This window comes from Acinetobacter sp. NIPH 2100 (assembly GCF_000369805.1).
GTDB lineage: Bacteria > Pseudomonadota > Gammaproteobacteria > Pseudomonadales > Moraxellaceae > Acinetobacter.
Genome location: NZ_KB850224.1, coordinates 3,395,809 through 3,421,098 on the forward strand (window position 1 = coordinate 3,395,809; position 25,290 = coordinate 3,421,098).

Annotated in this window: 24 protein-coding genes; 16 read left to right on the plus strand and 8 right to left on the minus strand. The window is 41.1% G+C overall.

All coding sequences use genetic code 11. The features are described from left to right. Positions 1–92: 92 nt before the first annotated feature. The 8 genes from F887_RS02380 to F887_RS02345 all read left to right on the plus strand — a co-directional run bounded on the left by F887_RS02380 (position 93) and on the right by F887_RS02345 (position 9,854). The gene (locus F887_RS02380) at positions 93–776 is read left to right on the plus strand and encodes a Fe2+-dependent dioxygenase (protein WP_005297016.1); all 684 of its coding nucleotides are present in this window, start codon (positions 93–95) and stop codon (positions 774–776) included. After that, positions 776–1,876, plus strand: a complete 1,101-nt coding sequence (locus F887_RS02375) for an alpha-hydroxy acid oxidase (protein WP_005297018.1) — start codon at positions 776–778, stop codon at positions 1,874–1,876. Before F887_RS02380 ends, F887_RS02375 begins: the two co-directional genes overlap by 1 nt. Before the next feature lie 329 nt (positions 1,877–2,205). Then, on the plus strand, positions 2,206–4,446 hold the full coding sequence (locus F887_RS02370; RefSeq protein ID WP_005297021.1) for a TonB-dependent receptor: 2,241 nt from the start codon (positions 2,206–2,208) through the stop codon (positions 4,444–4,446). 104 nt (positions 4,447–4,550) lie between these two features. Continuing rightward, on the plus strand, positions 4,551–5,234 hold the full coding sequence (locus tag F887_RS02365; protein ID WP_005297023.1) for a Fe2+-dependent dioxygenase: 684 nt from the start codon (positions 4,551–4,553) through the stop codon (positions 5,232–5,234). Positions 5,235–5,692: 458 nt separating this feature from the next. Beyond that, positions 5,693–7,390: a 2-isopropylmalate synthase gene (gene leuA / locus F887_RS02360; protein WP_005297026.1), complete on the plus strand. Its 1,698-nt coding sequence runs from the start codon at positions 5,693–5,695 to the stop codon at positions 7,388–7,390. A gap of 126 nt (positions 7,391–7,516) precedes the next feature. Continuing rightward, positions 7,517–8,677, plus strand: a complete 1,161-nt coding sequence (gene metX / locus F887_RS02355) for a homoserine O-succinyltransferase MetX (RefSeq protein ID WP_005297027.1) — start codon at positions 7,517–7,519, stop codon at positions 8,675–8,677. After that, positions 8,677–9,270 carry a methionine biosynthesis protein MetW gene (metW, locus tag F887_RS02350; RefSeq protein ID WP_004804210.1) on the plus strand — a complete coding sequence of 198 codons (594 nt, stop codon included), beginning with the start codon at positions 8,677–8,679 and terminating at the stop codon, positions 9,268–9,270. Before metX ends, metW begins: the two co-directional genes overlap by 1 nt. Then, positions 9,267–9,854, plus strand: coding sequence for a tetratricopeptide repeat protein (locus F887_RS02345; RefSeq protein WP_005297030.1), 588 nt, complete (start codon positions 9,267–9,269; stop codon positions 9,852–9,854). Before metW ends, F887_RS02345 begins: the two co-directional genes overlap by 4 nt. Before the next feature lie 40 nt (positions 9,855–9,894). Here the strand turns inward: F887_RS02345 and F887_RS02340 are convergent, their stop codons facing one another. Continuing rightward, complete coding sequence (locus F887_RS02340) at positions 9,895–10,428, minus strand: SMI1/KNR4 family protein (protein WP_005297032.1); 534 nt, start codon at positions 10,426–10,428, stop codon at positions 9,895–9,897. Positions 10,429–10,611: 183 nt separating this feature from the next. Between F887_RS02340 and rdgB the strand changes: the two genes are divergently transcribed. Then, positions 10,612–11,235, plus strand: a complete 624-nt coding sequence (gene rdgB, locus F887_RS02335; RefSeq protein WP_005297035.1) for an RdgB/HAM1 family non-canonical purine NTP pyrophosphatase — start codon at positions 10,612–10,614, stop codon at positions 11,233–11,235. A 24-nt stretch (positions 11,236–11,259) separates the two neighbouring features. Here rdgB and F887_RS02330 read toward each other — a convergent pair whose 3' ends face one another. After that, complete coding sequence (locus F887_RS02330) at positions 11,260–12,141, minus strand: AEC family transporter (RefSeq protein WP_005297037.1); 882 nt, start codon at positions 12,139–12,141, stop codon at positions 11,260–11,262. A gap of 153 nt (positions 12,142–12,294) precedes the next feature. On the opposite strand from F887_RS02330, the gene tatA reads away from it, so the two are divergent. The 4 genes from tatA to F887_RS02310 all read left to right on the plus strand — a co-directional run bounded on the left by tatA (position 12,295) and on the right by F887_RS02310 (position 15,899). Continuing rightward, the gene (tatA, locus tag F887_RS02325) at positions 12,295–12,510 is read left to right on the plus strand and encodes a Sec-independent protein translocase subunit TatA (protein ID WP_005297041.1); all 216 of its coding nucleotides are present in this window, start codon (positions 12,295–12,297) and stop codon (positions 12,508–12,510) included. 12 nt (positions 12,511–12,522) lie between these two features. Continuing rightward, complete coding sequence (gene tatB, locus F887_RS02320; protein ID WP_005297043.1) at positions 12,523–12,969, plus strand: Sec-independent protein translocase protein TatB; 447 nt, start codon at positions 12,523–12,525, stop codon at positions 12,967–12,969. Next, the gene (gene tatC, locus F887_RS02315; RefSeq protein ID WP_005297045.1) at positions 12,966–13,730 is read left to right on the plus strand and encodes a twin-arginine translocase subunit TatC; all 765 of its coding nucleotides are present in this window, start codon (positions 12,966–12,968) and stop codon (positions 13,728–13,730) included. The genes tatB and tatC overlap by 4 nt, the downstream gene beginning before the upstream one ends. A gap of 183 nt (positions 13,731–13,913) precedes the next feature. Continuing rightward, positions 13,914–15,899, plus strand: coding sequence for a PhoX family protein (locus F887_RS02310; protein WP_005297047.1), 1,986 nt, complete (start codon positions 13,914–13,916; stop codon positions 15,897–15,899). 249 nt (positions 15,900–16,148) lie between these two features. Here F887_RS02310 and F887_RS02305 read toward each other — a convergent pair whose 3' ends face one another. From F887_RS02305 to F887_RS02290, 4 genes are all read right to left on the minus strand, one after another. Continuing rightward, positions 16,149–16,799 (minus strand): hypothetical protein, encoded by a 651-nt coding sequence (locus F887_RS02305; protein WP_005297050.1) that lies wholly within the window; start codon positions 16,797–16,799, stop codon positions 16,149–16,151. 79 nt (positions 16,800–16,878) lie between these two features. Beyond that, positions 16,879–18,417 (minus strand): alkaline phosphatase, encoded by a 1,539-nt coding sequence (locus tag F887_RS02300; RefSeq protein ID WP_005297052.1) that lies wholly within the window; start codon positions 18,415–18,417, stop codon positions 16,879–16,881. A 20-nt stretch (positions 18,418–18,437) separates the two neighbouring features. Next, complete coding sequence (locus F887_RS02295; RefSeq protein ID WP_005297054.1) at positions 18,438–20,030, minus strand: alkaline phosphatase; 1,593 nt, start codon at positions 20,028–20,030, stop codon at positions 18,438–18,440. A 141-nt stretch (positions 20,031–20,171) separates the two neighbouring features. Next, positions 20,172–20,954 (minus strand): NRDE family protein, encoded by a 783-nt coding sequence (locus F887_RS02290; protein WP_005297056.1) that lies wholly within the window; start codon positions 20,952–20,954, stop codon positions 20,172–20,174. Positions 20,955–21,063: 109 nt separating this feature from the next. Between F887_RS02290 and lgt the strand changes: the two genes are divergently transcribed. Together lgt and F887_RS02280 are read left to right on the plus strand one after the other, a co-directional pair. Further along, positions 21,064–21,876 (plus strand): prolipoprotein diacylglyceryl transferase, encoded by an 813-nt coding sequence (gene lgt / locus F887_RS02285; RefSeq protein WP_005297058.1) that lies wholly within the window; start codon positions 21,064–21,066, stop codon positions 21,874–21,876. Between the two features lie 104 nt (positions 21,877–21,980). Next, positions 21,981–22,346, plus strand: a complete 366-nt coding sequence (locus tag F887_RS02280; RefSeq protein WP_005297059.1) for a hypothetical protein — start codon at positions 21,981–21,983, stop codon at positions 22,344–22,346. Here the strand turns inward: F887_RS02280 and wrbA are convergent. Continuing rightward, a complete protein-coding gene (wrbA, locus tag F887_RS02275) occupies positions 22,343–22,942 on the minus strand; it encodes an NAD(P)H:quinone oxidoreductase (RefSeq protein ID WP_005297061.1) in 600 nt (199 codons plus the stop codon). The genes F887_RS02280 and wrbA overlap by 4 nt on opposite strands. Positions 22,943–23,055: 113 nt before the next feature. Here wrbA and F887_RS02270 point away from each other — a divergent pair, with 113 nt between their 5' ends. Beyond that, complete coding sequence (locus tag F887_RS02270; RefSeq protein ID WP_005297063.1) at positions 23,056–24,306, plus strand: YihY family inner membrane protein; 1,251 nt, start codon at positions 23,056–23,058, stop codon at positions 24,304–24,306. Positions 24,307–24,341: 35 nt separating this feature from the next. On the opposite strand, the gene F887_RS02265 is transcribed toward F887_RS02270, so the two are convergent. Then, on the minus strand, positions 24,342–25,250 hold the full coding sequence (locus F887_RS02265) for a DMT family transporter (RefSeq protein ID WP_005297065.1): 909 nt from the start codon (positions 25,248–25,250) through the stop codon (positions 24,342–24,344). Positions 25,251–25,290 lie beyond the last annotated feature (40 nt).

The following is a 25,290-nucleotide window of genomic DNA, read 5'->3' on the forward strand; positions in this document are numbered from 1 at the left end:
TCAATCAAAACTTAAGCTTGAATAGATGAACTCAGCCTGTCAGAAAAGGTATACTTTTTCGACAGGCTGTACTTTTTTGAAGGGTTTTAAATATGATGTTGCACATCCCTGAGCTGCTCAGTAAACAACAAGTGTTAGAACTACGCCAACAAATGCAGTCAGCCTCAGCATGGGTTAACGGCGCTCAAAGCGCAGGTGCACAAGCTCAGCAAACCAAAAATAATTTACAGATCGATACCCATAGTGATGTCTATCAATCCATAAGTCAGTCTGTTCTAAACTCTTTACAACGCAATCTAATGTTACGCTCAGCGGCCCTGCCCCAACATATTTTATCGCCAATGTTTAATTGCTATCAAAATCAGGGCAATTATGGCAACCACGTCGATAGTGCTGTTCAGGCTTCTTCACAAACAGGACAAATGATTCGCACCGATGTTTCTATTACGGTTTTTTTATGCGAACCCGATGAATACGAAGGGGGTGAACTGATTGTTGAAGATACCTATGGCAGCCACGAAGTTAAGCTGGATGCTGGTGATGCGATTTTATATCCGTCCACAAGTCTGCATCGCGTTGAACCCGTCACTCAAGGCAGTCGAATTGCCGCTTTCACTTGGATTCAAAGCATGGTCAAAGATGACTGGCAACGAACCATGCTGTTTAATTTAGATATGACTATTCTAAAACTAAGACAGCAGCTTGGCGACACAGAGGAAGTGGTTGCCTTAACCAGTCATTATCACAACCTCTTAAGACAATGGGGAATCTTCTGATGTCTCAGCCCTCGCCTCTTCCCCCATTGACTACAATCCCAGCTCATTTACAAACCGTGGCGGATTACGAACAACAAGCTTCGCAACATTTGGTAGAAGCAACTTGGCATTATTTACAAGGGGGGGCCATGCATGAACTGAGCGTGCAAGAAAATCAGTTCCAATTTCAAGATGTTCGACTAGTTCCACGTCATTTAAATGATTTTTCTCAGGGCAATACTCAGCTCAACTTATTTGGCATGGATTACCCTCATCCAATTTTTCTTGCCCCCATTGGGCATCAGTCACTTTTCCACCCTCAAGCTGAACACGCCACTGCCCTAGCTGCCGAGTTGATGCAAAGTAATTTTGTACTCAGCACGCTGAGCAATACTGAGATGACGCAGCTCAATACAGATAACCCATACAAATGGTTTCAGCTCTATTGGCAAGCTAGTCGAGAACAGTCTTTAGCACTCATACAGCTTGCAGAACAACACAACTATAAAGCGATCGTCATCACCATCGATGCGCCACATACAGGTATCCGCGATCGAGAACGTAAAGTTTTCTTTCAATTGCCCCAAAACATGCCACACCCACATGCCTCGGCTAATTTAGAAATTGGCAATTTAGCAACTGGAGAGCATCCTATTTTTCAAGGCCTCATGAAAAATGCCCCCCAATGGGAGGATATTGCATGGATCATTAAAAATACCCATTTACCCGTCATCCTAAAAGGCGTACTTCATCCTGCTGATGCCAAAAAAGCTGTTGAATATGGTGTTTCAGGTCTGATCGTTTCCAATCATGGTGGTCGCGTACTCGATACCACGATTTCGCCATTAATTGCGCTACAAAAAATCCGAGCTGTTGTTCCTGAAAACTATCCGGTTTTATTAGACGGCGGTATCCGTCGTGGTTCCGATATATTCAAGGCCATTGCGCTTGGAGCATCAGCCGTACTGGTCGGTCGTCCTTATATTTATGGTCTGACAACGGCTGGTGCCCTAGGTGTGGCCCATGTGCTTAAAATCTTAAAAGAAGAATTTGAAATCACCATGGCATTGATGGGAACAGCAACATTAAAAGAGATAAACCCAGACTTTATTGATCAATAATCAGCTTTATCATATGGCTTTGATTTAACAAGCTGATATTCCAAAAACTTTCAGGATTTTGAGGATAAATCATATAAATAAAACTTCAGTAAAATTACAGAAGTCATAACATCTAAATTAAAAGTTAATATTTAAAACACAATCGTTTTTTTAGATTAAATAAAAAAATCAACAGATTAACAACATTTTTAAACAATTCAGGGCAAAAATTAATTTAAGTTCCCACTGTAACAATTAGAAACAATTGAAAAATCCAATCTCAAACAAATGAATATAGAAATAACAATGATTATCCTTTGCATAAATTTTTACACTCTTAGGCCTGCCCTATGTCTTTTATTAAATCACGGAAGAAACTTGTTTCTTCTGCAATTGCATCATCACTTTCAGTTATTGCAGTACCAGCCATTGCTCAAGATCAAGCAGTTCAACTACCAACAATTCATGCACACGCAGCAAAAGAAGAGTCTTTAAAAGTAGATCAGTCTGCAAATGCAAAATTTGTTGCCCCTCTTAAAGACACACCAAAGTCAGTTTCTATTCTGTCGCAAAAACTACTTAAAGAAACTAACTCAAATACATTGCTTGAAGCACTTCGTTATGAGCCAGGTATTACTCTAGGCGCTGGTGAAGGTGGTACGCCTTATACGGATATGCCGATTATTCGTGGTTACAACAGCCAAAACTCTATTTATGTAGATGGCGTGCGCAATGCCACTTCACAAAGCCGTGATATGTTTGCGGTTGAACAAGTTGAAGTGATTAAAGGCTCTTCATCTGCACTAGGTGGTGGCGGTAGCATCGGTGGTAGTATCAATTTAGTGACTAAAGTTGCGCATGAAGGTGACGTTTACCAAGGTAGTATTCAAGGTGGTACCGATAACTATCGTCATATTCAGCTTGATGCCAACAAAGATTTTGGTAACGGAACAGCAGGCCGTGTTGTGGTAATGGGTCATGAAAATGAAAAACCAGGTCAACACAATGGTGCCGAATATGCTCGCGTTGGTATTGCGCCGAGTATTAGCTTAGGCTTAGGTAGCCCAAACCGCGCAACGCTTAGCTATTATTTCTTAAAAAGTAATGATGAGCCAGATGCAGGTATTCCATTTAACAATTCAAATGTTCCAACCAATGCACCAGCTGGTACTGAAAAAGGTGATGGTCGACCTGTTCATGTGAAGCAAGGTACTTACTACGGCTGGAAAGCACGTGATTTTGATAAACGCGAAAATCATATTGGTACGTTAAAATTAGAACATGACTTTAATGAGAATTTAACGCTGAGTAACGTCGCGACCTATACTAAATCGAAAGCTGACTATGTCAACTCTATGCCTGATGACTCTAAAGGCAACATTTACAATGGCGAAGTATGGCGCCGCTCAAATGGTCACACTAGAGATACAGATGCCTTTAGCGATCAGTTATCTTTAAAGGGTAAGTTCAACACAGGCATTCTTAAGCATAATTTTAATGTCGGTGCAGAATATGCTCGCCAAGAAACAGATAAAGCATCATATCTATTAACAGATATTGCAAATGCCAATAATGGTGATGCATTGAAAGGTGCATGTTCATTAGGCGTTGGGGCTTCATCAAATTACTGGTGTACGGATTTAAACAACCCGAATCCAAATGACCCTTGGTTAGGTAAGATTGATATTAATCCAACCTCAATTAACACTGTAACCAGTAAAACAACATCTATCTATGCATTGGATAGTATCGAGTTGCATCCTCAGTGGTTACTTGATCTTGGCGTTCGTTGGGATAAATTTGACACTGAGCAAGTTACAAAAGCAACAGGTGTAAAACTTGAAAGCGACACCGACTACTTCTCTTATCAAGCTGGTCTAGTTTATAAGCCAACAGAACAAGGCAGCATTTATGCTAGCTATGCAACTTCTGCTAGCCCAGTAGGTATCAGCCAAGGTGATGGTGAAAATGATCTTGGCACTGCTTATCTTGATTTAAAACCAGAAAAAGCCCGTACGATTGAATTAGGTACGAAGTGGGATCTATTTAACCAACGTGCTAACGTGACTGCTGCAATTTTCCGTACAGAAAAAACCGATTCACGTGTAACAGACTCTAATGGAGATACTCGTAATATTGGTAATAGTAAAGTTGATGGTTTTGAACTTGGTCTCACTGGCAAAATTACAGATAAATGGGATATTGCTACAGGTTATAGCTACTTAGACAGTGAACTAACCAAAGGTAATCAAAACTCAGCAGGTCTATTAGCTCAAGGTAAGTCACTACCATTTGTTGCGAAAAATAGTGCGACTTTATGGTCGACGTACAAAGTCATCCCTAAACTTACTTTAGGTGCTGGCGTTCAATACCAAGATAAAGTATTCGCGAATACGACTGCACCAAAATTCCTACCGACCTATACCATCTATAATGCGATGGCAAAATATGACGTAGATAAGAATGTAAATGTACAACTGAATGTGAATAACATTGGTGATAAACGTTACTTTACAGGTGCACATGCCGCTCATTATGCCAATGAAGGTAATGGTCGTAATGCTGTCTTAGCCATTAACTTTAAATACTAAGTCAAAACCATAATAACTTTATGGCATTCAGCTTAGTTCGTATAAAATAGCCTCGTCATGAGGCTATTTTTACAACTGCAATAAATATTCAAAAGGTGTTCACCGTGATCCATCATATCCCGAATGTATTAAGCAAAGAACAAGTTGCAGAGTTTCGCCAATTGATGGCAGATGCAAATTGGGTGGGTGGAAAAATCACTGCGGGGACCCTCTCCGCTTCAGTCAAGAAAAATCAGCAGCTCTCAGAACAAGATCCACTGACTCATGCGCTCAGTGATATGGTAATTAAAGCGATTTGGCAAAACCCACTTTTTCAAGCCGCGGCATTACCACATAAAATCATCCCACCACTGTTTAACCGTTATGATGAATCTGAAAGCTTTGGCTTCCATGTCGATAACTCGATTCGCCTGATTCGTGGCACATCTGAGCAAATCCGCACTGATTTATCATGCACCTTATTTTTAAGCGAACCAGAAGAATATGAAGGTGGTGAACTGGTCATTGAAGACACTTATGGCTACCATGAGATTAAACTTCCTGCTGGCGATGTCGTACTTTACCCATCAACCAGTTTGCATGAAGTCAGCAGTATTAGCACAGGAACCCGTTTCGCTTCATTTTTTTGGGTACAAAGCCTGATTCGAGATGATAGTAAGCGCCACATGTTATTTAGTTTAGATGAAAGTATTCGTGAATTACGGAAAACCCATGGCGATGCTTATCCAGAAGTGATGAAACTCACCAACATTTACCATAACCTGATTCGCATGTGGTCTGAGTTATAGTTCACACACTTTTCAAAGCTCAGAGATAAAATCAACTTTTTTATCTCTAATTTAGAAAATTACGGGAAATTTTTCCTATTAAAATTTAAATAGCGCAAAAAACAGGGAAATATTTTCCATTTATTCTTATTAAAATGTTGTATAGACCTTTGCAGCCGTCTGTATTTTCGCCTAGACTGATTACGCTTAGATGATTAAGATAACTGCAAAATTAAATAACCCATATGAATGGTAGATGATGAAAACAAATCGCGGCTTTACCCACCCGTCTCATACAACACATCTCACTGCACTTCTCCTGATGCTGCGCCTCGCGCGCGTATAAATTTTTTCGCCTACATTTTTAGGCGTTCGATCCCCATATTCGCTTTAAATTAATTCTTATAGACACCATATATATTTGTAGCACGTTGCCTTTTATTTGACTCAGCAACCATGCTACGACAAGGAGTTATCTCATGATGTTGGCTGACCCAAGCAAAAAATACCGCCGTATGTACCAGCGAGTGGATTTACCAGATCGCCAATGGCCGAATAATGAAATCAATCAAGCGCCGATTTGGATGAGTACCGACCTTCGTGACGGTAACCAAGCGATTTTTGAACCAATGAATATGGAACAAAAATTAAAAATGTTCCATATGTTGGTCAAAATCGGCTTTAAACATATTGAAATTGGTTTTCCATCAGCTTCCCAAATCGACTTCGACTTTGCGCGCAAATTGATTGAAGAAGATTTGATTCCTGAAGATGTGTATATCGAAGTTTTGGTTCAAGCACGTGATCATTTGATTGAGCGTACCTTTGAAGCCTTAGTCGGTGCGGAACGCGCCATTGTACATATCTATAATTCAAACTCTCCGACTTTCCGTAAGAAAGTCTTGAATGTAGATGCCAATGGTTCTAAACAGCTTGCCATTAATGCGGCTACCAAAGTCAAAGAATATGCAGCGCAATACCCTGCAACAGACTGGATTTTCCAATACAGCCCAGAATGCTTCACTGCAACAGAATTAGACGTCGCCAAAGATGTCTGTGATGCTGTGACTGAAATTTGGGAAGCATCTCCGACGAACAAGGTGATCTTAAACTTACCTGCAACCGTTGAAGTGTCTACACCAAATGTCTATGCCGATCAAATCGAATGGATGCACCGTAACTTGGCGCGTCGTGATGGCGTGATTATCTCTGTGCATTGTCACAATGACCGTGGTTGTGGTATCGCAGCCTCTGAATTGGCAATCATGGCAGGTGCTGACCGCGTTGAAGGCTGTGTGTTTGGAAATGGTGAACGTACTGGTAACGTTGACGTTGCCGCAATTGCCTTGAACATGTATACCCAAGGTGTTGCGCCAAACTTAGACTTCTCCAATATCAATGAAATCATTGCAACTGTTGAAGAGTGTACAGGTTTACCTGTGCATCCTCGTCATCCATATGCAGGTGATTTAGTCTTTACTGCATTCTCTGGTTCACACCAAGATGCGATTAAGAAAGGCTTCGAATTCCAGAAAAACGAAGACATTTGGGATATGCCATACTTACCAATCGATCCAAAAGATTTGGGCCGTGACTACGATGCGGTGATTCGCGTGAATAGCCAATCAGGTAAAGGCGGTATCGCTTACTTATTAGAATCGAATTACAACGTTGCATTGCCACGCCGCGTACAAATTGAATTCAGTCAGATCGTACAGCAACATACCGATGAAAATGGCACTGAAATCAGTGCACATGAGATCTGGAATTTATTCGAAAATACCTATGTGGATGTGAAAAATAGCCATTATCAAACCAAACATTATCAATTGTCCGATATCAATGGTACACAAATCATCGAATTAGACATTGAAATTGAAGGTGAAATCCAACGTCTACGCGGTGAAGGTAACGGCCCGATCTCAGCCATGTTGAATGCTTTACAACTCCCAATTGATGTTGTCAGCTATGAAGAGCGTAGTATCAGCTCAGGTGCCAATGCCAAAGCCCTTGCCTTGATTGAGCTTCAAGTGAAAGGTACAGGTAAGAGTGCATTCGGTGCTGGGGTGCATGACAATATCGTGACTTCATCAATTGAAGCCATTATTGCCTGTACCAATCGTTTGATTGAGCAAGGTGTGTTGACCACCGACCAAGTGGCTGCTGCAGCTGTTTAGATAAGTGAAATATCACATAATTGTCAGTAAAGCTGAGTTGTAATATCAGAAAAAATGACTTTTGAAAGGATACCTGAATTGGTATCCTTTTATTATTAATGATTTATTATAGGGCGAATCATTCCAGTGTCTTTTCCATCGGATTCAGTGGGTTTAGTCACACCACAAAAGTTTCAATTTGAACAACCTTTAGAACTTGAATGTGGACGAGTTTTACCTCGTTTTGATTTAATGGTTGAAACCTATGGAACACTCAATGCAGATCAATCGAATGCCATCCTAATTTGCCATGCACTTTCAGGACATCACCATGCTGCGGGCTTCCATCATGAAGACGATAAAAAAGCAGGCTGGTGGGACAGCTGTATTGGGCCAGGAAAAGCAATTGATACCAATCACTTCTTTGTGGTTTCCTTAAATAATATCGGCGGTTGTAGTGGCTCTACAGGTCCAACCTCACCGAATCCTGAAAATGAAAATCGTCCCTATGGTCCAGACTTTCCATTGGTTACAGTACGTGACTGGGTCAAAACCCAAGCGATGCTGTCCGATCGTCTTGGAGTACAGGTTTGGTACGCTGTTATTGGTGGCTCTTTAGGTGGCATGCAAGCCTTACAATGGTCGTTGGACTATCCAGACCGATTGCAAAAATGCGCCATCATCGCCAGCGCGCCAAAATTATCAGCCCAAAATATTGCCTTTAACGAAGTTGCACGCCAATCCATTCTTTCCGATCCTGATTTCCATCATGGTCGTTATTTAGAAAATGATAGCTATCCAAAACGCGGCTTGATTTTGGCACGCATGGTCGGTCATATCACCTACTTGTCTGAAGAAGCCATGAAACAAAAATTTGGTCGTGATTTGAAATCAGGCAAATTTATGTATGGTTTTGATGTCGAATTCCAAGTTGAAAGTTATTTGCGTTACCAAGGTGAACAATTTAGCCGCAATTTCGATGCAAATACTTACTTGATTATGACTAAGGCTTTGGATTATTTTGACCCTTCTCGTGAATATGAGCATTCTTTAACAAAGGCAATGAGTCAACCAAAATGCAAGTTTCTGGTCATTTCATTTACCACAGACTGGCGTTTTAGTCCAAGCCGTTCACAGGAATTGGTCGATGCTTTGATTGATAATCATAAGCCTGTCAGTTACTTAGATATTGATGCTGAACAAGGTCATGACTCTTTCTTATTTCCAATTCCACTGTATGTGAAAACCCTACGAGCATTTTTAGGTGGAGAACAACAGTTGCAATCGACACCGCAGGAGCAACACTAATGCGTATAGATCAACGACTCGCCGAAAAATGGATTAACCCGAACTCTAGCGTGTTAGACTTAGGCTGTGGTGACGGTGAATTGCTGGCTCATATGAGCAAACAGCACAATATTCGTGCCTATGGTCTAGAAATTGATCAAGAAAAGATTGCAATTGCCATCAGTCGGGGGTTAAATATTATCCAACAGGACTTAAACCTCGGTTTAAGCCGTTTTGCCGACCAGTCTTTTGACTCTGTGGTTATGGCACAAGCTTTGCAAGCTGTAGATGCACCCGATGTATTACTTCGTGATATGGTGCGTGTCGGCAAACAGGCCATTATTACTTTTCCAAACTTTGCATATTGGAAGACACGTTCTTTTCTTGCATTGAAAGGGAAAATGCCTGTTTCGGAAGCTTTACCTTATATGTGGTATAACACCCCGAATATTCATTTATGTACTTTCCGTGATTTTGAAGCATTATGTGCTGAGAACCGGATTAAAATTATTAATCGACTTGCCGTTAATGGTGACCAACAAGGTAGTGTGCTCAGTAAGCATATGCCGAACCTATTTGGTGAAGTCGCAATTTATCGAGTGAGCGCTCTATGAAAAAGACATTAATCAGCACATTTTTATTTGGTCTGATCAGTATACAAGCGCACGCTGACTATGTTGCTCAACCCCAATCGGTTGCAACACAAGCAGCGCGATATTCAGTAATGGGTATCAATGAGTTACAAAGCGCAGCAAAAGCGGGTCAAGCAGGTGCACAGTTTTACTTAGCAACACGTTATCAATATGGTAAAGACGTTGCCAAAGATGAGAAACAAGCGTTCTCTCTTTTTAAAGCAGCAGCGGATCAGGGCTTATCTGCCGCACAGTTAAATGTGGGCCGTATGTATGCAGATGGCATGGGCACAAAAAAAGATGATGCTTTAGCACGTAAATACTTTGAGAAAGCAGCCAGTAACGGCGATAACCGTGCTAGCTTTAATCTCGCGATGATGGAAGAGCAAAAGAAAAACTATATGGGTGCTTATCAGTGGTATGAGCTTTCAACCCGTGATGGCATGCTCGATACCAAAGTAATCAAACTTTCTGAAGGTAAGAAAACTGCTTTGGCGGCTAACCTGACTCAAGATCAGATCCGTACTGCACGTGACCGTGCTGATAAATGGATTCAGGCACAATAATCTTAATTGTAAGATTTAGCGAAAATATAAAACCGACTTTCTATGTCGGTTTTATATTTAAGAAATTTAAATCATTGAATTCCTCAATATTGTAATCCACCATAGCAAGAAAGAACTCCTCAAAATTTGGAAATCTATCTATTTCTTCTCCTGCTAGCCATATTACTTGGCCTTCTATTAAAGTTCCTTTAGCACCAATTACAAATAAATCCTTATCAATCAAAGTTGTAGCTATAGGTAAAACACTATTTCTAGTTATATTTTTTTGATCAAAATAAGAATCCTCAATAGCATCTAATAAACCTTTTGCATAGCTCATAAGTGGGCTCGCAATTAGATCAACTGTTCCAAATAAATCAACATATTGATATATTCCTTTCCAACCATTCGCATAACTAAGAAAATTGAAATATAAAGGGTCAACAAATTTTTCTAAGTATTGCTCTACTTCTAATAACTGTATTTTAGTTGCCGCTACTTCTGGCAAATGATATGGCCAAATATTTTGAATATCAGCCTCATTTATCTTATATTTAACATAAGCCATTTTAGAAATCTGTGTAGGCCAATCCATATCTTCCTCTAAAAATTATTCTTAACTACATCTGATATCATATAAAATATAAAATAAGTAGAATTAGAAAAATACCATAACTCTAATGGCATTAATATTTTTTCTTATAACACACATATTCACTACTAATTTCTTAAAAAAATTTCTAAAATTCTACTCAATCTTAGCGAATTTAAAATTTATATGTCTACCCAACCATGGCTCAACCAAGGCAGCCTTGTCCTTGCAAGTAATAACAAAGGCAAAGTGGTCGAATTTGAACATCTCTTTCAACAACTTAATCTTCCTATCGAGATTATTCCTCAAGGCAAACTCGATATTGAAGATGCGATAGAAGATGGTCTCAGCTTTGTTGAAAATGCCATTATCAAAGCACGTCATGCCTCAAAACTATCAGGTAAACCTGCACTTGCAGATGACTCAGGCATTTGTGTGCCAATTTTAGGTGGCGCGCCAGGCATCTACTCGGCACGTTATGCGGGCGAGCATGGTAATGATGCTGCCAATAATCAAAAACTGTTGGCTGATCTTGCACCTTTCCGTAAACAAGGTGAAGCGATTGAAGGCATGTTTGTCTGCGTATTGGCACTGGTCACGCATGCTGAAGACCCACTTCCACAAATTTTTCAAGGCATCTGGAAAGGTGATATTTTAGAAGCAGCACGTGGCGAAAATGGCTTTGGTTACGATCCTTTATTCTGGCTACCTGAGCTGAATGTTTCGAGTGCTGAACTCAGTAAAGCTGAGAAGAATAAAATCAGTCATCGTGGTCAAGCCATGCAGCTGTTTAAAGCCAGTTTGCTTTAAATAGACAAGTGCTTTAGCTCATGGTTAGAGCACTTTTAAATGCAATACAATGCCATATAACACAATCACGATACAGCTCACGATGGTTCCCGCAGCAATATAGCGAGCGGATACGCCCGTGCCTTGATAATGCGTTTCCAACGCCACAATATTGGCTGCTGGTGGTAAACAGAATAATAAAAACAAGACAGGGAGCAAAAATTCAATGTTGGGAATCGGAATAAAAGAATAGGTCAATGTACAAATCAATATACCCAACAGCATTTTTACGATGAGTGCGCGCGTACTAAAAATCAAATCAGCAAAATGTACACGTGTATGTCGTAACCACATGCCCAAAATACACATCCCCGCAAAGCTCATACCAAATTTGGCAACATCATAGCTCCACTCTAAAACCAGATTTCCCTCTAAGCTCTGAAATCCTATACCCCATAAAATCAATGCGATCAATAATGCAAGCACAGGCGGTGACTTTACAACCTTATGCAGTGTTGCAACATAGTCCATCGGCCCTTTTGAAACCGCAGCAACTGCCCAAATATTGCCAAACAGTGAACCACCAATATACAGCGCAATCATGGCACTACTCACCTGCTCGCCAAAGAGTGCAATGGCAAAGGGAAAACCCAACCAGCCAATGTTGCTATAACTCGAACAAAGTGCCTGTAAACGATCTTTAGAAGAATAAGCAAACACATAAAATAGCAGGATTGATGAAATGAAACTAAACAGGATCAGGGCAAAACTACCCGGCTGATAAAACACCATGTTGTAAATGATGACCACAGGAATAAATAACCGTGCCAATAAGGAAGAGAGTATCTTCTTTATCTGTTCTGCAAATTTAAATTGAGCTGCCACTAGCCCGAAAATAAAAGCACTTATTGGTAGGAGAAAGGTCATGTCGATCTGGTTTTTATCATGTATTGATATGCTGCCTATGCTAGCACTATTTACCATTTGGTAGATGCAGTGTCTTAAAACTGCAATATAAGTGTCACATCGTTGTCATGCCAAGCTGTTGAGATATACCCAAAGTTTTATAGGAATAGAATAATGGCTGGTTTATCAATTTGGCATGTACTGATTTTTGCAATTGTAGTGATTCTACTTTTCGGTACATCTAAACTTAAAAACTTAGGGAAAGATGTCGGCGGTGCAGTCAAAGACTTCAAAAAATCAATGAAAGAAGAAGAGGCTGCAACTCCTTTAAATGAACCGCGTACCATTGATGCTCAAGTTAAAACTACTGAAAGTTCAGTAAAAAGCTAAGCGAGCACGACTATGCTGAATTTGGGAATGACCGAGATTTTTTGCTTTGCAGTCATTGCATTGCTGGTCCTCGGTCCTGATAAATTGCCAGAAGCTGCTCGGTTCGTAGCGAAATGGTATGGCAAAATTAAAAAGTTTATCAACAACATTCAGAATGAAATCGATCGCGAATTACGCCTTTCTGAGTTCCGCGAAGAAATGCAAAAAGAAATTGATAAAATTACTGAACTTGAACGCAGAATGCAACAACAGCTAGATGCGCTTAAAAGCACACAAACATCATCCGATGCTGAGCCAGTACAAGCAGAGACTAACCGATCAACGGCGACTTACACCTTACGGTCTCAGCAAGCGATCATTCCATTCAGTCTTGCCTATCAAAAGCAATTACCTTTCAATCTTGAGTCACCCAATGTATTGGCTCAAAAGTTTGATACAGAATTAAAGATTGCCGTATGAGCCAATTACCCTCTACTTCAGTAACGACTGAAGAATCTCTTCAACAAATGCCTGTGATGCAGCATTTGATTGTACTCCGCCAATATCTCTTCAAAATTGTTGGTGTAACGATTTTTCTTTTTTTCTGCTTGTTACCTTTTCGAAACCATACGTATCAATGGCTTTCTGAACCGTTAAGACAACAACTTCCTGCAACCTCAACCATGATTGCGACCGATGTGACGGCAACCTTCATGGCACCGTTTAAGCTGAATCTGTTTGTCGCATTTATGTTGGCAATGCCCTACATCATTTATCAAATTTGGTCGTTTATCAAACCTGCGCTGTATGAAAAAGAACGCCACTTGGCAATACCTTTGCTGCTAGGCAGTATTGTGTTGTTTTATTTAGGCGTGGCCTTTGCATATTTCATTACCTTACCGGCAATTTTGCATTTCTTCATTAGCGTTTCACCTGAAACCGTTGCGCCAATGACAGACATCAATAGTTATTTAAGCTTCTGTTTAAAACTTTTCTTGGTATTTGGTTTCACCTTTGAAATCCCAATTATTACCTTAGTACTGATTTTGATTGGTGTCGTTAGCACCCAAACACTGATCGAAAAGCGTCGTTTTATCGTTGTGGGATGCTTCTTTGTTGCTATGTTTGTGACCCCACCCGATGCTTTGTCGATGATTATGCTGGCCGTTCCGATGTGGATGCTATTTGAATTGGGTTTATTATTTGGAAAAATACTGGAAAAAAGAAAAGCTTCAAATTAATGAGTACAAAACTAAATCCTCGAAAATATTTCGGGGATTATTTTATTTTAATCCTATATTTATTAAATAGTTAAAAAATCTAAATTGTCTTTAAACTGCCTTCAAACTGTCAGAAAATTGTCATCTCCGCTTCATAGAATCGATCAGGATTTATTTAACATATATTAAAGATACGGATTTACTATGACAGCCAATACCAATCAGCCAAGTCGTCGTGATATTTTAAAATGGTTCGCGGGTGTACCGTTTTTACCACTCGGGGCAATGAGCACAGCAGCAGTTTTAGCGGGCTGTAATGATGACAATGATAACGACATTGTTACACCACCAACAAAACTGGTTAAATTTAAAAATGCCAAATTTACGCCAATGGCGGCACCAACCACCACTGCCGAGATGGCTACAACTTCAGTCAAGTCAAGCTTAACCGTGACTTGGGAAGATAATACAAGCACCGAATATAAATTAGGTTATCAAGAGTTTTTCCGCACAGGTATGGAAGTTGATAATATCAATGGCGGCAAAATTATCGCGGGTAGCTATTACGACATTAATAACAATGCGATCAGAGATACATCAATTGCAGGTCAAGAGCGTCAATTCTTCTCTGACTGTCCAGATGGTTCTTCAATGATTCATCTCAAAGACGCGCAAGTTGCGGGTGTTACCAACCCAGTCTTTCATGTGGTCCAGTTCGAGTACACCACTCAAAACTTGGCTAAGCAAAGTATGTATGGTCAATTACCATCTCCGATTGCGGTATTAACCTTAGACCAAGATCAAAAAACTGGACATCTGGCGTTGAAAAAGTATTTCAACGTTGATATGTCTAAGGTCCACGGCCTATGGATTACCTGTGGTGCCAGTCTTTCACCTTGGAATACGCACCTTTCAAGTGAAGAGTATGAGCCAGATGCATTCGATCAAATCGGTAGTACCTTAGCAACACTAAGAGCCTACAGTAAAAATCTTTATGGCAATGAAAATACAGCCAATGCCTATAACTATGGTCATTTACCAGAAATTATTCTGGATGGTAAAGGTCGTGGTACTGCAGTTAAACACTATTGCTTAGGTCGTATTTCACATGAATTGATTCAAGTGATGCCAGACAACCGTACCGTGATCATGGGTGATGACTATACCAACGGCGGCTTCTTTATGTTCGTTGCAGATAAAGAAAAAGATTTATCTGCTGGAACCCTATATGTTGCGAAATACACAGCTGAGTTGAATGAGACGTCTACAGCGCCAATTAAATGGATCAAACTGGGTCATACCAACAGTAAGACTATTGAAGATCTAGTGAATGTTCGCGGCATTAAAGCTGAAAACATTATGGAGAGCTTGACTACCGTACCAGCGGATTTAACGGGTTATACACAGATTGTACTTGATAAGAAAACCCTCTGGATCAAGTTAAAAGAAGCGAATAATGGTTTCAGCAAAGAAGAAATCGAATTAGCTGCTGCTTTCCTCGAAACCCACCGTTATGCTGCTTTAAAAGGCGGTAGTATGGCATTCACCAAAATGGAAGGAACCACAGTTAATATTAAAGACAAGGTGGCTTATTCTGCGCTTGCCAATATTCAAGACTCAATGATTGAAGGCAAGACAGGCTGGGTTGCAGCGCACAATGTTAAATTTAAGAATACACTGAAAGCAGGCGGTGTACTTGCGCATGATCTTAAAGGCAGCCAAGTTGACCACTTAAATAATGTGATCAATAGTGAATGGACACCGTATCAAAGCCATATGGTTCTGATGGGCAAAGATATTCCAGCGGATAGTTTGGGCAATACAGCAGATCCAAATAATGTTGCAAGTCCAGACAATTTAAAATTCTCTGAAACTTTACGTACCTTGTTCATCGGTGAAGATAGTGGTAACCATACCAATAACTTCCTTTGGGCTTATAACGTTGATACCAAGTCTTTAGATCGAATTTTATCGACACCAGCAGGTGCAGAATCAACAGGTTTACATGCAGTTGATTCAGTGAATGGTTGGACCTATATCATGAGCAACTTCCAGCATGCGGGAGATAGTTCAAACCTTCCTGCTGAGTTAAAAGCAAAAGTTTTAGCGAACTATAATGGTGGTTATAGTGCAAGCGTTGGCTATATCACAGCCGATCCAGTTGCACCATCAATCGAGAAAAAAGCTTAAATCTACGCTTTTTTCTCACAAAAAAATGCCGACAAATGTCGGCATTTTTTATTCAATGAAGCAATCTCACTGCACTACCCACACTTGTTTGAATACAGTGAAAAATCACAGCAAACGATACTTTTATTTCAGCCACTTTTCCTGCTTGTAAATAGGTGAACAGAACAACGCTTCTTTTTCTCTCATGTTTCTTATTATAAAAAAGCTCCTTTAAAAGGAGCTAAATCAAACCAATCTGACTGTCTATCATTAGTCACCAAAGTCAGAATAATCTTTACTGGTGAATTTGCTATATTTTTTCCAAGGTTCTGCCATATTCACTTGTTGAATGTTTGCTTTCATAATGTCATAGCGCAAACCATCTAAGCTACGAATATCAACGCGTTTCGCAATATTGTTACGATTATCCCATTCCACACGGATCTTATTCTTCTTATTTTGGGCTTCATACCAAGTACTGTTGGTATCCTTTTTGGTGATTTTCATCCCTTTTAAGGTTTTAGGATCAAGTAGCGAATAGACACATGACCAACAGTTGCTTAAGCCCAGCATATCCACATCCGCATCTTGCAAACGTACGACTGTTTTATCTTCGACCAAAACCAAATTCAATTTGGGCTGTTTTTTCTGATCAATAAAATAATGTTGCGCCGCTTCGGCTAAATCTAAGTGTTTATGTCCACCCTTTTCATCGCCATGCTGATGGTGCTTTGGCAACACACGTTCAATCCAAATATTCTGAGTATCACGATACATACGTTCTTGAAACACACTGGTACGGGTCACACCATCATTGCCAATATTTTGAGACTCACGTGTAATACTGGCACTCAATAACGGTGCAGCATGCAAAGACGTCATTCCCAAACTGAGCAATACCGAACTCATCACTAGACGCATGTTATTTCCTGCATAAAAAAAGCCTCAGTCATAGTGACTGAGGTTTTTTGCAATATGATGAAAATATTGAATAAAGCACTTATTTAAATCCAAAGGCTTCTTTCAATTTGCTAAACACCCAAGCATTTTCACGTGTACCTTTAAACACTTGTGAGCCAGCACCCTCAGCAAATAGTAGGACATCCCCACCACCATGTGTTTCAGAACCAGGACTACCGAGTTTAACGCCGACTTGTTGCAAGTAATCATCTGCCGCCGCTTCATCATCAGTAATATCAATACGTGAAGTTGGACGTGGTCCACCACCATTACCAAAGACCAACGTGGCTGAGGTTTTACCCTTTGCATCTAAGTTAGGTGCATGCTTCTTGCCATCGGCCAACACACGCGTGCGCGTATCTGTCGCTTTGGCTTCTTGATAGCTATAACTTAAACCCAAGATACCAGGATTCGCAGTCGTCGTTTTTCCAGTACGCGCGGTATAACCATTAAAGGTCATGGTATGGTCATGGTCGGCAGTCACCACGATCAAGGTATTCTTTAGCTCAGGATCCGTTTTCTTGATTTTATCCAAGGCTGTCTTGATCGCATTATCAAATGCAATGGTGTCGTGTAGTGCACGTTTGGCATTGGTTCCATGTAAAGCATGGTCAATACGACCACCCTCAACCATCAAGAAAAAGCCTTTGCCCGCGGTATCTTGTGCCTGTAATAAATCAATCGATTTTGCAGTCATCTCAGCTAGAGTTGGCTGATTTGGCGCAGTTCTCGCGCGATCCAAATCATATTCTAGATGTGAAGTTGCGGAATAAAGACCAATATACTTTTTATTCAATGGTGCTGCATCCATCTCTGCTTTGGTCGCACCTACAGTATAATTTTTAGCCTTCAACTCATTAAGTAAATTACGCCCATCAATACGCCCTTTTTTATTGTCGGCCGCATTAAAAGGTGTGAAATGGTTGCGTCCGCCACCCATTAATACATCCACACCATCTAGCAATTTAGTATTGTAACCTGCCCCACCAGGAATCACCTGACGTGCAATCTCAAACTGTGCATTACGATTACACACATGAGCGAATGTCGCTGCAGGCGTTGCATGGGTCAACTCTGTGGTGGTAATCGCCCCAACCTTTTTACCATTGGCTTTGGCAAGTTCAAGAATCGTTTCCGCAGGGCTACCAGCAGCGACACTTGAACCTGGTGTTGGGCAATTATTAATGGCATTCGATACTTTAGTTACACCATCTGGCGCAGTGCCTGCACTTGGTTCAACTGCGATGGTTCCCGGTGTCATCCCAATCACTTCATTTCGGGTTTTCTTCCCCGTCATATAGGCAGCCATAGAAGGCGCACTGTCAGTGGTTTGACCATCTTCTGAATAGGTCTTAATTCTTACCGTACGGCGCAAGGTGTCCATGGTTAATTTACCAGATTCACCGTAGCCATAAATTCGGCTTGCCGTGACTGTGGTTGGCCCCATACCATCACCTAAAAAGAAAATGATATTCTTGGCTTCACCCGCAGCCTGTGCACCCGTACTTGCAGCAACTAATGCAACAGTTAAAGCAGAGGCTTTCATACCGAACTGACCTAATTTAAATTGTTTTAACATCATCGTTCTCCAGTCTGTTGTTATTTATCTAGGCCAATGGCTTTACGAACTAAGTTAAATACTTCGATATTTTCGAGGCTGCCATGGAAATTGTCTGAACCAACACCGATTGCACCAAGGAATACATCGGTACCGCCATGTGTTTCGCTATCCGCAAAACCAGTTTGCACCACGGCTTCTTGTTGGAAATCATCTGCAGCCGTACCTATACACCAACCCTCTTTGTCAATGTCCGTTCCACGGCTATCGGTATATTTACCTGCTGGGCCTGCGACTGGATTACAGCTATCGTTATCCACTAACTTACCACGTGCTTCAAGACGGTTATCATCTAGGCGCTTTTTACCAGTACCAAAGCCAATAATTGGATACGGTGTTCCGTTTTCATCAGTGGCATAGCCAGCTTTGTTATAGTTTTTAACCAAACCTAATACGCTGGTCTCGGCACCTTTTACATATTTACCTGTACGTTTCGCATAACCATTCAAGACCATGGTATGGTCATGGTCAGCAGTCACCACGATCAATGTATTCTTGAGTTCTGGATCTGTTTTTTTAACTTTATCAATCGCTGCTTTAATCGCATTATCAAAAGCAACTGTATCTTGTAATGCACGTTTTGCATTGGTGTCATGTAAGGCATGGTCAATACGTCCGCCCTCAACCATCAAGAAGAAGCTTTTATTTTTCGCTTGTAAGACATCAATTGCCTTGGTGGTCATATCTGCAAGACTTGGCTCATCAATCTTCTTATTGGTACGATCTAGGTCATAGTTCATATGACTGGCATTGAATAAGCCCAATAATTTTTTGGTCTTGGTTGGATCAATTTTGGTCAAATCACTACCCGTTGTAACAAAGCTATAACCTTGATCTTGCATTTCTTTGACCAGATCACGACCATCAGCACGCTTACCACCTGATACAGTCGTTGGTTTAAACTGGCGTAAGCCGCCACCCAAGACCACATCCACACCATCATTTAATTTGGTGTTATATGCCGCCCATCCAGTACCCTTCCCTGCAGGAACCAGTTGCGCTGCAATATCATTTTCAGCATCACGATGACAAACATGTGCATAGGTCGTTGCTGGTGTTGCATGGGTAATACGGGTTGTAGTTACGAGTCCCGTACCCATGCCTTGTGCTTTGGCAAGTTCAAGTAAGGTTTCTGCAGGTTTCTTGCCTTTATTCTCTGCAACATCATCACAGGTACTGGTACCATCTGCTTTCGGTGGAGATGCGATCGTGCCTGTCTGCATGGAAATGACTTCATTTTTCATTTTCACGCCAGTCATATAGGCAGCCATTGACGGTGCACTATCCGTCACCTGACCATCTTCTGAAAAGGTACGAACAAACGCTGTTTCTGGGAGTGTATCTATGGTCAAATCACCATCTTCACCAACAGAATAAATACGCGATGCAGTTAAGGTGGTAATCCCCATCCCATCGCCTAAAAAGAAAATGACATTTTTCGCGGTTGGTGTCTTTGGTACTTCTGCTTTTTCATCATTATCATTATCGTTACAGGCTACCATCCCACCCGATAAGACTGCTATCAAACTGACCGCCAATAGCTTTTTGGAAAAGCTCATCTTTGATAAGAACATAAAATATCCCCAGATTTATTGTTTGGACGTAATTTCGTTGCATAGACCATAACAATGCTGGGTGACCCTTTTATGTCACCTTGATGACAATATTATTTCATCTTGTTGTTTTATATATAAATTATGTTATAACATATCAATTTAATCAGCTAACGCAATTTGAAGATCAACAACTTTTCCCTGCTGCTCACCCTGTTGAGATTTTTCCAGCCAGTGCCATTGTGTTTGCGTCAGTCTTAAAAAATTAGAGCATCGTGTGCCATAAATTGGACTTTGAATAAAGGTTGAAGACAACAAAGCTTCCATGTCTGGATTAATTCCCGTATCGGGTAACAGATCTGGAATAACTTTTCGTTCATCTTCTAAAATGTTCCAAGCAGCATCGTTTAACGTTAACTCTGATACTTGTGACTGTTGTAGCATCGGTAGAAATTCTTGAGTAAAACGTTGACTTAAATGTCTGGTTTTCTGCCAATCTTCAGACATGAGTCCATTTGAGACCACATAAACGCCATTGGCGAGGACTTGGGGAGCTTCACCTCGGTTGCTCATATAAACGGCTTGTTCTATATCGCCAACAAACAAATTGAACCCTGCATAGTCCTGTTGCTGCTGTTCCAACTGTCGTGCAAAACGAATAGGAGCCAAATCACTTTCTAAAAAAGATTGGATCAAATGCCCCCGCGAAGTCGTATATTTATTTTGATCTCGCCCATTGCGGAAATTGGTGACAATCGCCCAACGCCCCGACGCTGTAACGCCCATCCACGTGCCACCCGACTGTAAGTCCTGCCCTGCAACAATGTTGCTGTCTGCCCATGGATGCAAAAGCGAACTTGGCCGATGATAAAATTCATCACGATTTGAAATGAGGCACAATGGCATCTCATCCAGCACTTGCCATGCAAAAGCGACAATACACATAGATTCTTTTTCTCACATATTCGGAACATTGATCTTTCACATTGAATGTACAACATTTTTAACATCATTCCGCTACAATCTGCTCAAAATATAAAATTGAGGAACAGCAATGCTGACCTATCCAAATATTGATCCGGTTGCGCTGAGCTTAGGACCAGTCAAAGTGCACTGGTATGGACTGATGTATCTCTTGGCTTTTCTATGCGCATGGGGTTTGGCATCGTATCGCGCTAAACAACGTGATGGCTGGACAGGCGACATGGTTTCAGACCTGGTCTTTTACGGTGCGCTGGGTGTGGTCCTGGGTGGTCGTGTCGGCTATGTGCTGTTTTATGAGTTTGATAAATTCCTAGAAAATCCACTGTGGTTATTCCAAGTCTGGACAGGCGGCATGAGCTTCCACGGCGGCTTCCTTGGTGTCATGATTGCAATGCTGTTTTGGTGTAAGAAATACCAAAAAACATGGTTCCAAACTTTGGATTTTATTGCCCCATGTGTACCAACAGGTTTGATGTTCGGACGTTTTGGTAACTTTATTGGTGGTGAACTGTATGGTCGTCAAGTCCAGGATCCTAGCTATCCATTTGGCATGATTTTCCCAACCGATCCATTAGGTCTGGTTCGCCATCCATCACAAATTTATCAAGCATTCTGTGAAGGTCTTATCCTGTTCATCGTACTTTGGTGGTTCAGTTCTAAGCCTCGCCCACGTATGGCTGTTTCAGCGGTGTTTCTCGTCGGCTATGGTATTGCTCGATTCTTTATGGAGTTCTTCCGCGAACCCGATGCAGACCAAGGCTACATTTTATTTGGCTGGATGACCAAAGGACAAATCCTGAGTTTCCCAATGATTATTATTGGTCTATGGATGATCTGGTATGCTTACCGTAAAAATATTTATGACTGGCAGTTAAAGAAATAAAAAAATGGGAGCGAATGCTCCCTTTTTTAGGCTGACGACTTAAGCCATTTATCAATCTTTCAGAAACAGCGTATATTGATTCTATTCCATTCAGGAGAGAGTCGATGCAGCAACAAAGTCAGCATCTTGCCAGCTTTAAAGTGCATGAGCTGGTTTTTAGCCTATCTCCCTTGCAGCTTAATCAACACCTTGTCATCCAAATTGAAAAATCTCTCGGGCTGAGTTTTAACGACCAAGATCAGCCACATCGCGTCTGTTTTGCCAACCAAAATGCCGAACTACAAGATGCCTATAAACAAGTTTTTACAGCGCTTGATCTGCTTGATTATGTCTATGCTGTTTTAGTGGCGGAAAAAGGAAAAATAGACGTACTTGATCCAAAGCAACAATCCATTCCCTATCCGACCGACAATCTCCAATTCTGGACGTTGGTCAAAATTGGTCAGCAATATCGTTATTCTCTGGCTTAAAATTTTCCAGCCAATGCCTTCACGACATCACCTAAACGTTTACCCTGCGCTTCACATAAGATTTTTTCATCTTGGCTGATACTTTGATCATGTCTTGGCCCACTGACATGGCTAGCGCCATAGGGTGTTCCACCAGTTTTGGTATTGGATAATGCGGGGATTGAATTTGGTAATCCCATAATCATCATGCCATGATGAAACAACGGCGGTAACATCGTCAATAATGTACTTTCCTGCCCACCATGCATCGAACCCGAAGACGTAAACACACAGGCAGGTTTATTATGCAACGCACCATTTAACCATAAGCTAGTGGTTTGATCCCAAAAGTACTTCATCTCACTGGCCATATTGCCAAAACGTGTGGGTGAACCCAAGGCTAAACCAGAACAATGCGTCAGATCATCTAAACTACAATAAATATCACCATCTTCTGGGATACTGGCTTCCGCTTGAGTCACAACAGGGGCCAAATTCGGTACGGTTCGAATGCGAGCAGTGACACCAGCCGCTTCAATTCCATCGGCAATCAGATGCGCCATTTGCTGGGTTGAACCATATTTACTGTAATAAAGAACAAGAACGTAAGGTTGCATCACTTTCAAGAATTTTGTTAAAAAGAACACTATACGACATTTTTTACTTTTTGAGCTGTAGTAAATCCAGTGATTACACCGGATTTTTATTAAAAATAACTAGGATAGAACCCATGATCTTAAAGCGTTATCTAAAAAATCTGCCCTTTTTAGAGAAAACATGGTTTCAATTTATTGTGTTTGTGTTACGACGTTTCGAAGCAGATCGCTGCCGAGAACAAGCGGGAGGTCTCACCTATACCACACTGTTTGCTGTAGTTCCGATGCTGACTGTGTTTTTGGTGATTATCTCTTCCATCAAAGCGCTGGAACCTGCCAGACAACAACTGCAACAACTGATTTATAGCAACTTCTTACCGAAAAGCACCATCGCCTTTGACAAAGCCTTAAATGCCTTTACCGAGAAATCCAGCAACCTGACCATCATTGGTGTGCTGTTTCTCTTTATCACTACGGTGCTAATGCTGACCTCGATTGAAAATGTTTTCAATCGGATTTGGCGCGTCAAAGAGACACGCACAGGCTTAGTCGGATTCATGCGTTACTGGACCATTATTTCACTGGGACCCATTATTTTGGGCAGCGCCTTTGTACTGTCGTCTACAGTGGCTTCAATGAATATTCTGAGTAATAACTTTGCAGGTTATCAGTTAGATGGTTCGTTCCTGTTATGGCTGATCTCTTTTGTTTTGACCATTGTCGGTTTCTTTATTTTATATTGGACCATCCCAAATCGGACTGTTCCTGTGTTTTCAGCCTTCATCGCCGCTTGCTTTAGTGCCACGGTCTTTGAAGTTTTAAAACGTTTTTTTGGCTGGGTGATGAGCAACTTCACCAGTTATGAAATCGTCTATGGTGCCTTTGCGGCAGTACCGATTTTCCTACTGTGGATCTATTTGTCTTGGAATATTATCTTATTGGGTGTCGAAATCAGTTATGCGTTGACTGCCTTTCATTCAGGCAAAGAACAAAAGCGTCATCCGATTTTAATGCTGCTCGATATTCTGGAATTGTTTTATAAGAAACAACAAATTGGTCAAAGTGTCAGTGAAAAAGAGCTTTTAAATATTATTGGTCGTGGTGAATTGGGACGTTTGCCTGCCTATATCATTCAACTCGAACAACAGAATCTAATAATGCGAACCGATAAAGATGAATATGTGTTGGTCCGCAATCTGGCCCAAGTAGACTTTTGGAGTTTCTTCACGGCACTTCCTTATCCACTGCCGCTACGTCATGATGTCGAACATATCCATCAGGATGATGAATGGATGGAACGACTCGGCCCGTCATTGGTTGAAAGTAACGACTATTTAGCGGCCAAGCTGTCTATTCCCCTGTCTACAATCTTTGAACAAAAATAAAGAAAATAAAAAAAGACCTCTTTCGAGGTCTTTTTTTATTTTCTGAGCCAACCTTGTAAACTCACCACCACGATACCCAGCAAAACCAAGCTCGAACCAATCACAAAATTCAACTCAATCTTCTCATCCAATAACCACATACCAAAAGCCATACCAAACAAGGGAGTCAGAAAAGAAAACACACCGAGTCGAGATGCCAAATAATTACGTAATAACCAGAACCACGCCAGAAAACTCGCAAAAGAAACGATCAAAGTATGAAATGCCAGACTTCCGATCACAAGTGGCGTAAAATGAATCGTACCTTGACCAAGAATAAGAACCAATCCAAACAACAATACAAAACTACCCGCCAATTGATAAAACAGAGTTTGTGTCACTGCAGCTTGTGCAAGGGAAGATAAACGAACCGTGATGGTCGTTGCTGCCCAAGCAATACTTGCCGCAAGCGCAAGTAAATCTCCCCATAACATTTGTTGTTGCAACACAGAATCTGTACCGTTATCCACCCGCAAGAAAGTTACTACAATTCCTAAAAAGGCCATCGCGATCCCACTCCATTGCAGCATGCTTAAGCGCTCAGAAGGGAGTTTCCAGTGCAAACCCAAGGCCACAAAAATCGGAGCAGTATAAAGCAACACCACCGCATGCGAAGCTGAGGTCAATTGCAAAGCTTGCGCTAGTAAAAAGAACTCTAAGGAAAATAACACAGCAACCAAAGCACCTGCTTTTAAGTTCTGACGATTCAAAAGTTGGCTGGTCTTATCGAGATACAGCAACGGCAAGAGGAGTATGGCTGCCAAACCTGAACGGAGTGCAATTTGCATTAAGGGAGAAATATCAGGAGCTGCCATTTTTAAGATGACTTGTTGTAGCCCCCAAATCATGCAGAGTACAATCATCAAACCCGATGCCGTTGCGTCTAATGCTTTACGCTCATCCATCGCGTGCTCCTCATTTTCTCATTTGAGCACCAATATAAGT

Bases quoted from the DNA above. Each gene is read 5' to 3' on its own strand.
- F887_RS02380 (WP_005297016.1), top strand. From the start codon at position 93: ATGATGTTGCACATCCCTGAGCTGCTCAGTAAACAACAAGTGTTAGAA.
- F887_RS02375 (WP_005297018.1), top strand. From the start codon at position 776: ATGTCTCAGCCCTCGCCTCTTCCCCCATTGACTACAATCCCAGCTCAT.
- F887_RS02370 (WP_005297021.1), top strand. From the start codon at position 2,206: ATGTCTTTTATTAAATCACGGAAGAAACTTGTTTCTTCTGCAATTGCA.
- leuA (WP_005297026.1), top strand. From the start codon at position 5,693: ATGATGTTGGCTGACCCAAGCAAAAAATACCGCCGTATGTACCAGCGA.
- metW (WP_004804210.1), top strand. From the start codon at position 8,677: ATGCGTATAGATCAACGACTCGCCGAAAAATGGATTAACCCGAACTCT.
- F887_RS02345 (WP_005297030.1), top strand. From the start codon at position 9,267: ATGAAAAAGACATTAATCAGCACATTTTTATTTGGTCTGATCAGTATA.
- F887_RS02340 (WP_005297032.1), bottom strand. From the start codon at position 10,428: ATGGATTGGCCTACACAGATTTCTAAAATGGCTTATGTTAAATATAAG.
- rdgB (WP_005297035.1), top strand. From the start codon at position 10,612: ATGTCTACCCAACCATGGCTCAACCAAGGCAGCCTTGTCCTTGCAAGT.
- F887_RS02330 (WP_005297037.1), bottom strand. From the start codon at position 12,141: ATGACCTTTCTCCTACCAATAAGTGCTTTTATTTTCGGGCTAGTGGCA.
- tatA (WP_005297041.1), top strand. From the start codon at position 12,295: ATGGCTGGTTTATCAATTTGGCATGTACTGATTTTTGCAATTGTAGTG.
- tatB (WP_005297043.1), top strand. From the start codon at position 12,523: ATGCTGAATTTGGGAATGACCGAGATTTTTTGCTTTGCAGTCATTGCA.
- tatC (WP_005297045.1), top strand. From the start codon at position 12,966: ATGAGCCAATTACCCTCTACTTCAGTAACGACTGAAGAATCTCTTCAA.
- F887_RS02310 (WP_005297047.1), top strand. From the start codon at position 13,914: ATGACAGCCAATACCAATCAGCCAAGTCGTCGTGATATTTTAAAATGG.
- F887_RS02305 (WP_005297050.1), bottom strand. From the start codon at position 16,799: ATGCGTCTAGTGATGAGTTCGGTATTGCTCAGTTTGGGAATGACGTCT.
- F887_RS02300 (WP_005297052.1), bottom strand. From the start codon at position 18,417: ATGTTAAAACAATTTAAATTAGGTCAGTTCGGTATGAAAGCCTCTGCT.
- F887_RS02295 (WP_005297054.1), bottom strand. From the start codon at position 20,030: ATGTTCTTATCAAAGATGAGCTTTTCCAAAAAGCTATTGGCGGTCAGT.
- F887_RS02290 (WP_005297056.1), bottom strand. From the start codon at position 20,954: ATGTGTATTGTCGCTTTTGCATGGCAAGTGCTGGATGAGATGCCATTG.
- lgt (WP_005297058.1), top strand. From the start codon at position 21,064: ATGCTGACCTATCCAAATATTGATCCGGTTGCGCTGAGCTTAGGACCA.
- F887_RS02280 (WP_005297059.1), top strand. From the start codon at position 21,981: ATGCAGCAACAAAGTCAGCATCTTGCCAGCTTTAAAGTGCATGAGCTG.
- wrbA (WP_005297061.1), bottom strand. From the start codon at position 22,942: ATGCAACCTTACGTTCTTGTTCTTTATTACAGTAAATATGGTTCAACC.
- F887_RS02270 (WP_005297063.1), top strand. From the start codon at position 23,056: ATGATCTTAAAGCGTTATCTAAAAAATCTGCCCTTTTTAGAGAAAACA.
- F887_RS02265 (WP_005297065.1), bottom strand. From the start codon at position 25,250: ATGGATGAGCGTAAAGCATTAGACGCAACGGCATCGGGTTTGATGATT.